This window comes from Mesorhizobium sp. LNHC232B00 (assembly GCF_000502435.1).
Taxonomy (GTDB): domain Bacteria; phylum Pseudomonadota; class Alphaproteobacteria; order Rhizobiales; family Rhizobiaceae; genus Mesorhizobium; species Mesorhizobium opportunistum.
Window position 1 is genome coordinate 91,692 of the sequence record NZ_AYWP01000005.1, and the last position, 13,357, is coordinate 105,048.

Genomic DNA, 13,357 nt, shown 5'->3' on the forward strand with positions numbered 1-13,357 from the left:
TCGCTTGCGTTTGTCGCGCATCCCCTCTATATGCGCGCTCATTCCACACACGGACTTTGGTGTCTGCCCGGGAGAAATCCGGCTGAAACCTCCGGTGGCGTTCGAGGACTTCGTCCAAAAATGCCGGTGTCCGTGGAGGCTAACCGGAAAGGAAATGAGAATGGCACTGCCTGATTTCAGCATGCGCCAGCTTTTGGAAGCTGGCATTCACTTCGGCCACCAGACCCATCGCTGGAACCCGAAGATGGCGCCCTACATCTATGGCGCCCGCAACAACATCCACATCATCGACCTCTCGCAGACGGTGCCTTTGCTGCACCAGGCGCTGAAGCAGGTTTCCGACACCGTTGCCAAGGGCGGCCGCGTGCTGTTCGTCGGCACCAAGCGCCAGGCGTCGGACATCGTCGCCGACGCGGCACAGCGTTCGGCCCAGTATTACGTCAACTCGCGTTGGCTCGGCGGCATGCTGACCAACTGGAAGACGATCTCGAACTCGATCCAACGCCTGCGCAAGCTCGACGAGATGCTGGCCGGCGAGGCCCAGGGCCTCACCAAGAAGGAGCGCCTCAACCTCGACCGTGAGCGCGAGAAGCTCGACAAGGCACTCGGCGGCATCAAGGACATGGGCTCGACGCCCGACCTGATGTTCGTGATCGACACCAACAAGGAAGCGATCGCCATCCTCGAGGCCAAGCGTCTCGGCATTCCGGTCGTGGCCATCATCGATTCGAACTGCGATCCGGACAAGATCGACTTCCCGATCCCCGGCAATGACGACGCGGCCCGCGCCATCCAGCTCTATTGCGACTTGATCGCCAAGGCTGCGATCGACGGCATCGCCCGTCAGCAGGGCGCGCTCGGTGTCGACATCGGCGCTTCGGTCGAAGCTCCCGTCGAGCCTGCGCTCGATCCGGCTCCGGCTTCGGAAGCCCCCGAGGCTTGACAATCGAAGGCCGCCCGCGGCCTTCATCTTTCTCATATTTTGGCACGCTAGACAGACGCATCATCGAATACCGATGGTGCGTCGGTGCATTTAAATCAAAGAGGCGACAATGAGCATTTCGGCTGCACAGGTCAAAGAACTCCGCGACTTGACCGGCGCGGGCATGATGGACTGCAAGGCGGCGTTGACCGAGACCAACGGCAACATGGAAGAGGCCGTCGACTGGCTGCGCAAGAAGGGCATCTCGAAGGCCGACAAGAAGGCTGGCCGTACCGCGGCTGAAGGTCTGATCGGCGTCGACAATGGCGTGCGCGAAGCTGCCGTCGTCGAGGTCAATTCCGAGACCGACTTCGTCGCCCGCAACGCCGCGTTCCAGGAAATCGTTGCCAATGTCGCCAAGGTGGCGCTCGCCTACGGCACGACCGAAGCAGTGGCTGCCGCGAAGTATCCGGGCTCGGACAAGTCGGTTTCCGACACCATCAAGGACGCAGTCGGCACCATTGGCGAAAATATGGGTTTCCGCCGCTCGGCCAAGCTGACCGTTCCGCACGGCGCGGTCGCTACCTACGTCCACAACGCCGTTGCCGACGGCCTTGGCAAGCTCGGCGTGCTGGTCGCGATCGAGACCACGGGCAATGAGCATGCCGCCAACGCCTTCGGCCGTCAGGTCGCCATGCATGTCGCCGCCACCAACCCGATGGCGCTGACCGCGGAGCAGATCGATCCGGCAGCGGTCGAGCGCGAGAAGGCGATCTTCTCCGACCAGGCGCGCCAGTCCGGTAAGCCGGAAGCGATCATCGAGAAGATGGTCGAGGGCCGCATGCGCAAGTTCTATGAGGAAGTCGTGCTCCTGAAGCAGGCCTTCGTGCTCAATCCCGACATCACCGTCGAGAAGGCGCTCAAGGATGCCGAAAAGGAGATCGGCGCACCGGCCAAGATCACGGCCTATCTGCGCTTCGCGCTCGGCGAAGGCATCGAGAGGGAAGAGACCGATTTCGCGGCGGAAGTCGCGGCGGCGGTCAAGAAATAGCCTTTTCCAGGGCTAACTCTTTGTTTTGACGCAATTCCCAAGGGAAAGCGCTACGCGCTTTTCCCGGGAAAACCGCTTCACACTTTTCCTGGAATTGCTCCAACGACCTCAGGCAACTCGGCCGGGTGTCCGCAAGGGCGCCCGGCCGATTTCGTTTGCGGTATCGATGAAGGCCCTCAGCTTCGGCGCCATCGCGGCCCGGCGTGGGAAGTAGAGAAACAGCCCAGGTTCCTCGATCGCCGATTGCGGCAGGACCTGGACGAGGCGGCCGGCGGCAAGATCCGCGCGCGCCAGCGGCTCGAACATATAGGCGAGCCCGACGCCTGCAAGCGCAAGATCGATTGCCGCAAGCGAATCCGTCACCACAACGCTGCCCCGTGTCTCCATGGCGATGTCCTTGCCATCCTCGACCAGATCCCAGCGATAGAGTGCTCCGGAACGGACGAGCCGGTAGCCAATGCAATTGTGATTCGCCAGGTCGGCAACGCTGCCGGGACGGCCGTGCCGCCCGACATAGGCGGGCGAGGCGACGATGACCACGGAGAATGGCGGCGTCAGCCGGACCGCCACCATATCCTGCGCGATCATCTCGCCAAGCCGGATGCCGGCATCGAAGCCTTCGCCGACGATATCAACCAGACCCTGGTCGGCGAAAATCTCGACCGTAACCTCCGGATAGCGCTCGGCCATCGCTGCGACGACCGGCGTCACCGCCAATGGGATCGCGATGTTGGAGGCGTTGATCCTGAGCAGGCCTGACGGCCTGCCTTTGACGCTGCGGATACGGTCCATCCGCTCGGCAATGTCTTGCAGGGCAGGGGCCGCCGTTTCCACCAGCGCCTTGCCGGCCTCGGTGAGCGAAACACTGCGCGTCGTGCGTGCGAACAAGGGCTGGCCGATCCGCTCTTCGACAAGGCGCACCGCATGGCTGACCGCCGAAGGGCTCATGCCGAGTTCGGCAGCGGCAAGCGCGAAGCCGCCGCGCCGGGCAACGGCGACGATCACAGGCAGGTGGGTGAGCAGGTCCCGATCCATTCATGCATGATATCGCATAGTCTGTACGAACAATGCAATCTTATCGCTATTAGCGTGCCGGTCCACATTGTCGCCAACACGTCGGCGATGGGCTGATGGCATCGAGGAGAAAAGACATGAATGCATTGAAGCATGTAACTTTCGCGGCAGGCATGGCGTTGGCGCCGATCGATGCCGGGGCGGAGCCATCCGACTGGCGGGCGTTCGCTGACGAGCGCGCGGTGATCCGCATCGCCGATGCCATCGACCGCGCCGTCGACGCCCAGGACTGGAAGCTTGCACGCAGCTATTTCGCGGATCGGGTCACTGCCGATTTCAGCAGCCTTTCCGGACAGCCGGCGGCCAACACCGCCTCCGACGACCTGATCGGCGCCTGGGCGGGCAACCTCAAGGGCAGCAAGACAAGCCTGCATTTGCGCACCAACCACCAGGTCGTCCTTGAGGCCGATGCGGCGACCGTTCGTTCCAACGGCTATGCCTGGAACCGGATGGAAGGCAATGGCGACCCGCTTTGGGAAGTCTGGGGCACCTATGAGCACCACCTGACGCGCTCCGCCGCCGGCTGGAAGGTCGACGGCTTCACGTTCCGCATGACGCATGAGCGCGGCAATCCCTGGGTCAAGACGACGCCGGGACAGTGACACTGCGGGCCAGTGACGCAGTAGCTACCAAGCATTGGAGAACGATCATGAGCATGACCTATTACACGCTCGGCAACAGCGGCCTCAGGGTCAGCCGTCTGGCGCTGGGCACGATGACTTTCGGCACGGAATGGGGTTGGGGAGCCGACAGGAACACCGCGCGGGCGATGTTCGACACCTATGTCGAGGCGGGCGGCAATTTCTTCGACACCGCGGACCTCTACACCGGCGGCACCGCCGAAGCCTGGCTTGGCGAATTCATCGCCGAGCGCGGCTTGCGCGACATGGCGGTGATCGCCAGCAAGTTCGCCATGAACATGCAGCCTGGCAATCCGAATGCCGGCGGCAATGGCCGCAAGAACATCATGCGGGCCGTCGATGCCTCGCTGAAGCGGTTGGGCACCGATTATATCGATCTCTATCTCATGCATGTCTGGGACAGGCTGACGCCGGCCGAAGAGGTCATGCGCACCCTCGACGATCTCGTGCGCGCGGGCAAAATTCGCCATGTCGGCCTGTCCGATGTGCCGGCCTGGTATGCGGGCCGGGCCCAGGCGATCGCCGAACTGCGTGGATATGAGCCGGTCTCGGCGCTACAGCTCGAATACTCCCTGGCCGAACGCGCGATCGAGAACGAGTTCGTGCCGTTCGGCATGCGCCATGGCGCCGGCATCATGGTCTGGAGCCCGCTGGCCAGCGGGCTGCTGAGCGGCAAGTATCGGCCGGCTCAGGCCGGAAACGCCGGTCGGCTCGACGGATTTCGCGACTCGACGCATCCGGGCTTTCAGAAGTTCACCGAGCACAACTGGGCCATCGTCGCCGAACTCGAGAAGGTCGCATCCGAGCTTGGCCGCTCCATGTCCCAGGTCGCGCTCAACTGGGCGGCGACGCAGCCGGGGATTGCCGCCGTCATCCTCGGCGCGACGAAGCTTGCCCAGATGCAGGACAATCTTGGCGCGCTGGATTTCGAGATTCCCGCAAGGCTTCGCGACCGGCTGGACGAGGTCAGCAGGACTCCGGCGCCGTTTCCCTATTCCTTTTTCGGTCCGCAAATACAGGCGCGCGTTACCGGCGGTGCCGCGACCGGCGACAAGCCTTCCGGATACGCGTCGCCGGTGCTCGTCGAAGGTCTGCCGACCAGCGTCTCCACCAGTTGATCGATCGGGCAGGGTGCCCATGAAATTGCCGTTTGGGCGCCGCGTGACATCGCGGCGCCCTTCGTGTATCGGAACTCGGCATCGTGCCAATGTTCGGGCGCCTGCGCGAGGGCGGCCAGCCCAGGCGCGCCACATGCAAATGACGAGGACCATATGACGGTGAAGCCCCTCTACCGACGTGTCTTGCTGAAAGCGTCGGGTGAAGCGTTGATGGGCGAACAGCATTTCGGCATCGATGTCTCGGTCGTGGACCGCATTGCCGCCGACATCGCCGAAGCCCGCGCGCTGGGCATCGAGGTTGGCGTCGTCATCGGCGGCGGCAACATCTTTCGCGGCGTGGCCGTCGCCTCCAAGGGCGGAGACCGTGTCACCGGCGACCACATGGGCATGCTGGCCACGGTCATCAACTCGCTGGCGCTGCGCACATCGCTGAACAAGATCGGCGTCGACGCCGTCGTGCTGTCCGCGATTGCCATGCCCGAACTCTGCGAAAGCTTTTCGCAACGCCAGGCGACCGCCTACATGAACCAGGGCAAGGTGGTGATCTTTGCCGGCGGCACCGGCAATCCGTTCTTCACGACCGATTCGGCCGCCGCGCTTCGCGCGGCCGAAATCGGCGCCGACGCGCTGTTCAAGGGCACGCAGGTGGACGGCGTCTACTCGGCTGATCCGAAAAAGGACCCGGATGCGACGCGTTTCGAACGCATCAGCCATGGTGAAGTCATAAAACGCGGCCTTTCCATCATGGATACGGCTGCGATTGCACTTGCGCGTGAAAACAACATTCCGATAATCGTTTATTCGATCCACGAAAAAGGTGGTTTCGGCGATATTCTGAGGGGCGGCGGCCGCTGCACGGTCGTCGCGGACGATTGATCCGGAACCTGATCCCGAAGAGGGAAGCCGGTTTTCGACAATCGGACCCGAACGCCCCCGAAGCAGTGAACCCGCGGCAGACGGGTCGAGGAGACTAAGATGAGTGGTGAGTACGACGATCTCAAGCGGCGCATGGATGGGGCAATCGCCGCGTTCAAGCATGACCTGGCTTCGCTGCGGACCGGTCGTGCTTCCAGCAATCTGCTCGATGCGATCCAGGTGCAGGCCTATGGCACCACCATGCCGATCAACCAGGTCGCCAACGTCACGGTGCCGGAGCCGCGCATGATCTCGGTGTCGGTCTGGGACAAGTCGATGGTCGGCGCCGNTCGGCGCCGTCGATCGCGCCATCCGCGAATCCAATCTGGGCTTCAATCCGATCGTCGACGGTACCAATCTGAGGATTCCGCTTCCGGAGCTCAACGAACAGCGCCGCAAGGAACTGGTCAAGATCTCGCATGGCTACGCCGAGAACGCCCGCGTCGCAGCGCGCCACGTGCGCCGCGACGGCATGGACTTCCTGAAAAAGGCTGAGAAGGACGGCGACATCAGCGAGGACGATCATCGCAAGCGTTCGGACCAGGTGCAGAAGCTCACCGACGAAACGATCAGCACCATCGATCATCTGCTTTCCGACAAGGAAGCTGAAATCATGCAGGTTTAGGTTGGCCTTGGGCTGATCCGAAAGCGAGATCATGACAACGCCCGCGCACGTCGCGATCATCATGGATGGAAATGGACGCTGGGCCAAGGCGCGTGGCATGCCGAGGCTTGCGGGTCATCGCGCCGGGGTGGAGGCGCTGCGAAAGACGGTGCGGGCGGCTCCCGATCTCGGCATCTCCTTCCTGACCGTCTATGCTTTCTCGTCGGAGAACTGGTCGCGGCCGAAGTCCGAGGTCAGCGACCTGATGGGGCTGTTGAAGCTGTTCATCCGCCGTGACCTTGCCGATCTGCACCAGAGCGGCGTGCGGGTCAGGATCATCGGCGACAGGACAGGGCTGCAGGCCGACATCAGGGGGCTGCTCGACGAAGCCGAATCACTCACCGCCAACAACGAAGCGCTGACGCTGGTCATCGCCTTCAACTATGGCGGGCGCGACGAGATCGTCCGCACGGCGCGTAAGCTTGCCTCGGCCGTGGCGCGCGGCGAGATCGACAGCGAGGCAATCACCGCCGAAAGCTTTGCCGGCTTGCTCGACACGCAAGGCATCCCCGATCCGGAACTGGTCATACGCACCAGCGGCGAGCTCCGCCTGTCCAACTTCCTCTTGTGGCAGGCCGCCTACAGCGAACTCGTCTTCTTGCCGTGCTATTGGCCGGACTTCAACCGCGAGCACCTCGCAGAGGCCTTGCGCGAATTCGCCGGCCGCGAGCGCCGCTTCGGCGGCCTGGGCCCGCCAGACGTCGCTTCGCGACCGGCCGCGGGATGAGCAACCTTCAGCTCCGCGTCATTTCGGCGGTCGTGCTGGCCATCGTCGCCCTTGGCCTGACCTGGCTTGGCGGTCTGCCCTTCCGGCTGCTGTGCGCGGCGATGTCGGCGATGATCTTTTACGAATGGACACGTATGTCGCGGCCCGCCGCGGCCAGCGGGCTTGGCTTCCTGCCGGAAGCGCTGGCCGCCGTTTTCATCGTCGCCCTGATTGCCGGCCTTTCCTCATTCTGGCTGCTGCCGCTCGTCGTGGCGCTGGTTGCCGTGGCGGCGATTGCCGCCCGGGTCGGCAAGAGCGGGCAGTGGGACGCGAGCGGTCTTGCCTATGCTTGCGTGTCTGGCTTGTCGCTTGCCCTGCTGCGTGATGGCGACCATTCGGGGCTGGTCGCAATCCTGTTTCTGTTCGCGGTGGTCTGGGCGACCGACATTTTTGCCTATTTTGTCGGCCGCGCCGTCGGCGGCCCCAAACTGGCGCCGTCGATTTCGCCCGGCAAGACGCGCAGCGGCGCGCTCGGCGGCGCGGTTGGCGGCGTTGTCGCCGGTCTCATCCTGGCTGCCATCGCCGGCGTCGGCAACCTGGCGTTGCTCGGTCTCGTGGCGCTCGCGCTTTCGATTGTCGCCCAGGCTGGCGACCTTTTCGAATCATGGGTCAAGCGGCGGCATGGCTGCAAGGATTCGGGCGTGCTCATTCCAGGCCATGGCGGCGTCATGGATCGTGTCGATGGGCTTGTCGCGGCGGCTCTTGCCCTGTACGTCATCGGCTGGATTTCGGCGGGGGCCGATCATCCGGCACGGGGGCTGTTTCCCATTTGAATGGTGTCGTTTCGCGATCCGATGCGGGCATGCCTTGGATTTGCCTGGATTGATGTCACAGTCACGGCGCAACCGCGGAAGAATTGAGGGCCTGAGTTGAACGAGATTCTTCACGCGATTTTCAGCACGGACGGTCTCTTTCTAGGCACGCTGGTGCCGTTTCTCTTCGTGCTCACCGTGGTGGTGTTCGTCCACGAAATGGGCCACTACCTCGTCGGCCGCTGGTGCGGCATCGGGGTCAGGGCGTTCTCGATCGGCTTCGGTCCGGAACTTATCGGCTTCAACGACAGTCATGGCACGCGCTGGAAGCTCTGCGCCATACCGCTAGGCGGCTATGTCAAATTTGTCGGCGACATGAGCGCCACCTCCAGCAAACCTACGGCTGGAGAGCTCGAGACGCTGACCGATGAGGAACGCAAGATTGCCTTCCACACCCAGGCGATATGGAAGCGCGCGGCGACCGTGGCGGCCGGGCCGCTGTTCAATTTCCTGCTGACGATCGTCGTCTTCTCCGTGCTGTTCACCACCTATGGGCGTTATGTCGCCGAGCCCATGGTGGCGCAGGTTACCGCTGACAGTCCGGCAGCCAAGGCCGGCATCCTACCCGGAGACCGATTCGTCAGCGTCGACGGCAGCAAGGTCGAGACCTTCGGTGACGTGCAGCGCCTGGTTTCGGGCCGTGCCGGTGACACCATCACCTTCGTCATGCTGCGCGGTGGCAAGGAAGTCACCGTGACGGCGACACCGCAGTTGATGGAGCAGCAAGACGCACTCGGCAACAAGGTCAAGGTCGCGGTGATCGGCGTCGTCAACAACAAGGAGTTCGGCCAGCCCCGTCTCGTCACCTACACGCCGGTCGGGGCCGTTGCCGCGGCGGTCGAGGAAACCGGCCATGTCATCCAGCGCACCGGCCAGTTCATGCAGCGTTTCGCCGTCGGGCGCGAGGACAAGTGCCAGTTGGGTGGCCCGGTCAAGATCGCCGACATGGCCGGCAAGGCGGCCAAACTGGGTTTCGAGTGGCTGGTTCAGCTCGTTGCATTGCTGTCCGTAGGGATAGGCATTCTAAACCTTTTGCCGATTCCCCCCCTCGACGGGGGCCATCTCTTGTTCTACGGGGTGGAGGCAGTCATCCGCCGTCCGGTGTCGGAATGGATGATGGAAATGGCCTATCGGGCCGGTCTGCTTCTGGTGCTGTGCTTCATGGGCTTCGTTTTCTGGAACGATCTGTTTGGGTGCTGAAATCATGAAGGAATTTGGCCTGGGCATGGTCGATGTTGAGACGTCGTTTACCATGCCCGGGGATATGAGTGACGCGAAAGCCACGCAACTCGGTTAAGTAAATACAAATTAACCAGAAGCCTTGCGTGTAGGGAAAATCCGGTTAATACGGTAGGGGAAATTACCGCACGTCCGGTTTTCTCGCCGTGGGGACTACGAGAAAAGGTTATTAAGCCCGATGAAGGCAGCATCCAAGTTTCTGAACGCCGCGTCCGCGGCGGCACTGTCCGCCGCTCTGGTCGTACCAGGTGCGCTCGCAGTGCAATTCGTTGCCACATCGGCGGCTGAAGCCGCTGTCGTCAGCCGGGTGGAAGTGAGCGGCAACCAGCGTGTCGACGCCGAGACCATCCGCAACTATATCACCATCAAGCCGGGCAAGGCCTTCTCCAGTTCGGACATCGACAGCGCGGTCAAGGCGCTGTTCGGCACCGGCCTGTTCTCGGATGTCCAGATCAACCAGGTCGGCTCGACCTTGGTGGTCAAGGTTTCCGAATACAAGGTCGTCAACCAGGTGCTGTTCCAGGGCAACAAGAAGCTCAAGGACAACGCGCTTCAGGCCGCGGTTCAGTTGAAGCCGCGCAGCACGTTCTCGCAGGCCACGCTCGATTCGGACGTCGAGGCGGTCAAGGCCGCGTACCGCCGTATCGGCCGTGACGACGCCGGCGTGACCACCCAGATCATGGATCTCGGTGACAACCGCGTGAACGTGGTCTTCAAGGTCACTGAAGGCGACCGCACGCAGATCGCGGCGATCAATTTTGTCGGCAACAGCGCCTATTCCAGCCGCCGCCTGTCGGACGTGATCAACACCAAGCGCTCGTCCTGGGTTTCGTTCATCCTGCGCGATGACGTCTATGACGAAGACAAGCTGCGCGCCGACCAGGAGCTGCTGCGCCGCTTCTATTACAATCACGGCTACGCCGATTTCCAGGTCGTGTCGGCTGTCGGCGAACTCGACAATGCGACGAACAAATACACCGTCACCATCACCGTACAGGAAGGCGAGCGGTACAATTTCGGCGATATCAGCGTCGAAAGCACGATCCCGGAAGTCGACGCCAAGTCGCTGCAATCGGTGGTCGAGACCCAAAAGGGCGACGTCTACAACGCCAAGAACGTCGAGGATTCGATCATTGCCCTGACCGAGAAGGTGGCCGGTTCCGGCTATGCCTTCGCGCAGGTGACGCCACGTGGCGACCGCAATTTCGAGAACCATACGATTTCGGTCGTCTACACCATCGATCAGGGCACCAAGGCCTATATCGAGCGCATCGAGATCCGTGGCAACGATCGCACGCGCGACTACGTCATTCGCCGCGAATTCGACGTCAGCGAAGGCGACGCGTTCAACCAGGTGCTCATCCAGCGCGCGAAGAAGCGGCTGGAAGACCTGAATTATTTTGACAAAGTTGATATCTCGACGGTGCCTGGCTCGCAGCCCGATCAGGTCGTGCTGGTGGTCGACGTGGTCGAGAAGTCGACGGGTGAATTCTCGGTCGGCGCTGGCTATTCGACCGGTGGCGACACGGCGGGCCCGTCGGTCGAAGGATCGATCACCGAGCGTAACTTCCTTGGCCGCGGCCAGTTCATCAAGGTGTCGGCGGGCGGCGGCAAGAATTCACGCGACTACAGCCTGTCCTTCACCGAGCCGTATTTCCTCGGGCGTCGCATCGCCGCCGGCTTCGACATCTATAAGTCGACGCGGGAATACAACAACAATTACGACAGCGACACGACGGGCGCGACGATCCGCTTCGGACTGCCGATCACCAACAGCATCACGACCCAGCTGGCCTACAACATCTCGCAAGAGAAATATAAGGTCGACGATAGTTGCGGTCCTACCACCGTCGGAAATCCAGACGGCACCTGCACGATTTCTCCGGCCATCCTGGATGGCATCGCTCAAAGCCCTTGGATCAAGTCGTCGGTCAGCTTGGGGCTGGTCTACAACACCATCGACGACATGAAGAACCCGCACGAGGGTATCTACGCCAACACGACGGTCGAAGTGGCCGGTCTCGGTGGCGATGCCAAGTTCGTGAAGGTCACCGGACGCGGCAGCGTCTACCAGACTCTATCCGAGCAGCTTGACCTGGTCGGATTGATTTCAGGCGGTGCGGGTCACGTGGAGGCTTACGGCGGCGATGGATCTCTGCGGATATTCGATCAATTCCAAAGCACTGACCGCATGATCCGTGGCTTTGCCTATGCCGGTATCGGCCCGGTCGATCCGACCACGGGTGACCATCTCGGGGGTGTGACCTATTTCAACGCCTCGGCCGAAGCGCAGTTCCCGTTGCCGGTTGTTCCGGAGAGCTTCGGTCTGCGCGGCGCTGTGTTTGCGGATGCTGCAACGTTGTACGGCAGCAAGATCGATACCAGCGTGAACCAGAGTTCGCTTGACATGAAATTGCGTGCTTCGGTCGGTATCGGCCTGATGTGGGCCTCGCCCTTCGGCCCGATCCGTATCGACTATGCGATCCCGGTCAGGAAGGAAGCGACCGACGACGTGCAGGAATTCAACTTCGGCATATCGACCCGCTTCTGATCGGCGGCCAACGATGCTCCCGGATTTTCTGGATCCGGGAGAAATGTTCCGACCTAGCTGGATATAGCTTCTGGAATGACCGATCCGGTGTTCTTCGCGCCATCACGCCGGTATACGGCGGCCGAAGTCGCGAATCTGACCGGCTCGGTGCTTGTCGATTCCGGCCAATCCGACGTTTCTATCTCTGCTCTGGCTCCGGCCAGCGAGGGCGGCGCCAATGCGCTCGTCTTCGTCGACGGCAAGCGTAATTCAGCGCTGATGCCGTCGCTGCGGGCCGCGGCCGTCCTGTGCCCGGCCGAATTCGCCAACAAGGCGCCGGAGGGCGTCGCTGTCCTGATCCACCCGCGTCCGCAACAGGCATTCGCGCTGGTTGGCCGATTGCTGTTCCCGACCGCCGCGACGCCGGGGCCAATGACCAGTGAAACCGGTATCTCCCCGCACGCTCATGTCGACCCGACCGCCCATGTCGAAGCTGGCGCGATCATCGAGGCCGGGGTGGTCATCGGGCCGGGCGTCTCGATCGGCAGCGGCACCGTCATCGCGCCCAACGCCGTCATTGGACAGTCCTGCCAGATCGGCCGCGACGGTTATGTCGGGCCGGGCGCCAGCATCCAGTATGCGCTGATCGGCAATCGGGTCATCATCCATGGCGGCGCCAGGATCGGCCAGGACGGCTTTGGATTCGTCGGCGGCGCCAAGGGGCCGGAACGCGTTCCACAGATCGGACGGGTCGTCATCCAGGACGATGTCGAGATCGGCTCCAATTCCACCGTCGATCGCGGCGCCATGTCCGATACGATCATCGGCCAGGGCACCAAGATCGACAATCTCGTACAGATCGCTCATAACGTCCGCATCGGCCGCAATTGCATAGTGGCCGGGCTTTCCGGTATTTCCGGTTCCGTGGTCGTGGGTGACAATGTCACCATGGGCGGCGGCGTCGGGCTGGCGGATCACCTGACCATCGGCACAGGAGCCAAGCTTGCCGCCAGAAGTGGATTTATGAGCAATGTTCCTGCCGGCGAGATCTGGGGCGGTTATCCGGCGCAGCCAATGGCGGAAGCCATGCGAGAGATAGCCATGTTGCGCACGATGGCCAGGGCACGCAAGCAAGGCAAGGACAATGGCTGACATGGTGACGGCGACGACGCTGGAAGCGGTCGACATAATGGGGCTGATGAAGCTCCTGCCGCACCGCTATCCCTTCCTGATGATCGATCGCATCGTCGAGATCGATGGCGACAACTCCGCCATCGGCATCAAGAACGTGACCATAAACGAGCCACATTTTCAGGGGCATTTTCCCGACCAGCCGGTGATGCCGGGCGTGCTGATCGTCGAGGCCATGGCGCAGACGGCGGGCGCCATCTGTATCCGCAGCCTTGGAGCATCGAAGCCGTCGCTGGTCTATTTCCTCACCATCGACAATGCCAAATTCCGCAAACCGGTCGTTCCCGGCGACCAGTTGAAGATCCATGTCAAGAAAATCAAGAAGCGCGGCAACCTGCTCAAATTCGCCTGCGAAGCCCTGGTCGACGGTACCAAGGCGGCCGAGGCCGAGATTTCAGCCATGATGGTCACCGGCGACTGACGATCGAGTGCCT

The 13,357-nt window shown here is 62.3% G+C and carries 12 protein-coding genes and 1 pseudogene; 12 read left to right on the forward strand and 1 reads right to left on the reverse strand.

Annotated elements, in window-relative coordinates:
* Window positions 1-160: 160 nt before the first annotated feature.
* Window positions 161-943 carry a 30S ribosomal protein S2 gene (gene rpsB, locus X743_RS159840; RefSeq protein WP_023777441.1) on the forward strand — a complete coding sequence of 261 codons (783 nt, stop codon included), beginning with the start codon at window positions 161-163 and terminating at the stop codon, window positions 941-943.
* Window positions 944-1,052: 109 nt separating this feature from the next.
* Window positions 1,053-1,973, forward strand: a complete 921-nt coding sequence (gene tsf / locus X743_RS159835) for a translation elongation factor Ts (protein ID WP_023764914.1) — start codon at window positions 1,053-1,055, stop codon at window positions 1,971-1,973.
* Between the two features lie 108 nt (window positions 1,974-2,081).
* Here tsf and X743_RS159830 read toward each other — a convergent pair whose 3' ends face one another.
* The gene (locus X743_RS159830; protein ID WP_023764915.1) at window positions 2,082-3,008 is read right to left on the reverse strand and encodes a LysR family transcriptional regulator; all 927 of its coding nucleotides are present in this window, start codon (window positions 3,006-3,008) and stop codon (window positions 2,082-2,084) included.
* A 116-nt stretch (window positions 3,009-3,124) separates the two neighbouring features.
* Here X743_RS159830 and X743_RS159825 point away from each other — a divergent pair, with 116 nt between their 5' ends.
* From X743_RS159825 to fabZ, 10 genes and pseudogenes are all read left to right on the forward strand, one after another.
* Entirely contained in the window at window positions 3,125-3,649 is a 525-nt protein-coding gene (locus tag X743_RS159825; protein WP_023764916.1) for a nuclear transport factor 2 family protein, read from the forward strand.
* 47 nt (window positions 3,650-3,696) lie between these two features.
* The gene (locus X743_RS159820) at window positions 3,697-4,806 is read left to right on the forward strand and encodes an aldo/keto reductase (RefSeq protein WP_023764917.1); all 1,110 of its coding nucleotides are present in this window, start codon (window positions 3,697-3,699) and stop codon (window positions 4,804-4,806) included.
* 153 nt (window positions 4,807-4,959) lie between these two features.
* Window positions 4,960-5,682, forward strand: coding sequence for a UMP kinase (pyrH, locus tag X743_RS159815; RefSeq protein ID WP_013895365.1), 723 nt, complete (start codon window positions 4,960-4,962; stop codon window positions 5,680-5,682).
* Between the two features lie 99 nt (window positions 5,683-5,781).
* Window positions 5,782-6,346 (forward strand): annotated as a pseudogene (gene frr, locus X743_RS01000000168800) (ribosome recycling factor).
* A 31-nt stretch (window positions 6,347-6,377) separates the two neighbouring features.
* Window positions 6,378-7,112, forward strand: coding sequence for an isoprenyl transferase (locus tag X743_RS159810; protein ID WP_023764919.1), 735 nt, complete (start codon window positions 6,378-6,380; stop codon window positions 7,110-7,112).
* Window positions 7,109-7,924, forward strand: a complete 816-nt coding sequence (locus X743_RS159805) for a phosphatidate cytidylyltransferase (RefSeq protein WP_023764920.1) — start codon at window positions 7,109-7,111, stop codon at window positions 7,922-7,924. Before X743_RS159810 ends, X743_RS159805 begins: the two co-directional genes overlap by 4 nt.
* A gap of 96 nt (window positions 7,925-8,020) precedes the next feature.
* On the forward strand, window positions 8,021-9,163 hold the full coding sequence (gene rseP / locus X743_RS159800; protein ID WP_023764921.1) for an RIP metalloprotease RseP: 1,143 nt from the start codon (window positions 8,021-8,023) through the stop codon (window positions 9,161-9,163).
* A 217-nt stretch (window positions 9,164-9,380) separates the two neighbouring features.
* Window positions 9,381-11,753 carry an outer membrane protein assembly factor BamA gene (bamA, locus tag X743_RS159795; RefSeq protein ID WP_023764923.1) on the forward strand — a complete coding sequence of 791 codons (2,373 nt, stop codon included), beginning with the start codon at window positions 9,381-9,383 and terminating at the stop codon, window positions 11,751-11,753.
* Between the two features lie 75 nt (window positions 11,754-11,828).
* Window positions 11,829-12,884 (forward strand): UDP-3-O-(3-hydroxymyristoyl)glucosamine N-acyltransferase, encoded by a 1,056-nt coding sequence (gene lpxD / locus X743_RS159790; protein ID WP_023764924.1) that lies wholly within the window; start codon window positions 11,829-11,831, stop codon window positions 12,882-12,884.
* Window positions 12,877-13,344: a 3-hydroxyacyl-ACP dehydratase FabZ gene (fabZ, locus tag X743_RS159785; protein WP_023764925.1), complete on the forward strand. Its 468-nt coding sequence runs from the start codon at window positions 12,877-12,879 to the stop codon at window positions 13,342-13,344. Before lpxD ends, fabZ begins: the two co-directional genes overlap by 8 nt.
* The last annotated feature ends 13 nt before the right edge of the window (window positions 13,345-13,357 follow it).

Excerpts from the sequence above, each read along its gene's own strand:
- tsf (WP_023764914.1), top strand. The coding sequence starts at position 1,053 with ATGAGCATTTCGGCTGCACAGGTCAAAGAACTCCGCGACTTGACCGGC.
- X743_RS159820 (WP_023764917.1), top strand. The coding sequence starts at position 3,697 with ATGAGCATGACCTATTACACGCTCGGCAACAGCGGCCTCAGGGTCAGC.
- fabZ (WP_023764925.1), top strand. The coding sequence starts at position 12,877 with ATGGCTGACATGGTGACGGCGACGACGCTGGAAGCGGTCGACATAATG.
- X743_RS159810 (WP_023764919.1), top strand. The coding sequence starts at position 6,378 with ATGACAACGCCCGCGCACGTCGCGATCATCATGGATGGAAATGGACGC.
- lpxD (WP_023764924.1), top strand. The coding sequence starts at position 11,829 with ATGACCGATCCGGTGTTCTTCGCGCCATCACGCCGGTATACGGCGGCC.
- X743_RS159830 (WP_023764915.1), bottom strand. The coding sequence starts at position 3,008 with ATGGATCGGGACCTGCTCACCCACCTGCCTGTGATCGTCGCCGTTGCC.
- pyrH (WP_013895365.1), top strand. The coding sequence starts at position 4,960 with ATGACGGTGAAGCCCCTCTACCGACGTGTCTTGCTGAAAGCGTCGGGT.
- X743_RS159825 (WP_023764916.1), top strand. The coding sequence starts at position 3,125 with ATGAATGCATTGAAGCATGTAACTTTCGCGGCAGGCATGGCGTTGGCG.
- rpsB (WP_023777441.1), top strand. The coding sequence starts at position 161 with ATGGCACTGCCTGATTTCAGCATGCGCCAGCTTTTGGAAGCTGGCATT.
- bamA (WP_023764923.1), top strand. The coding sequence starts at position 9,381 with ATGAAGGCAGCATCCAAGTTTCTGAACGCCGCGTCCGCGGCGGCACTG.
- X743_RS159805 (WP_023764920.1), top strand. The coding sequence starts at position 7,109 with ATGAGCAACCTTCAGCTCCGCGTCATTTCGGCGGTCGTGCTGGCCATC.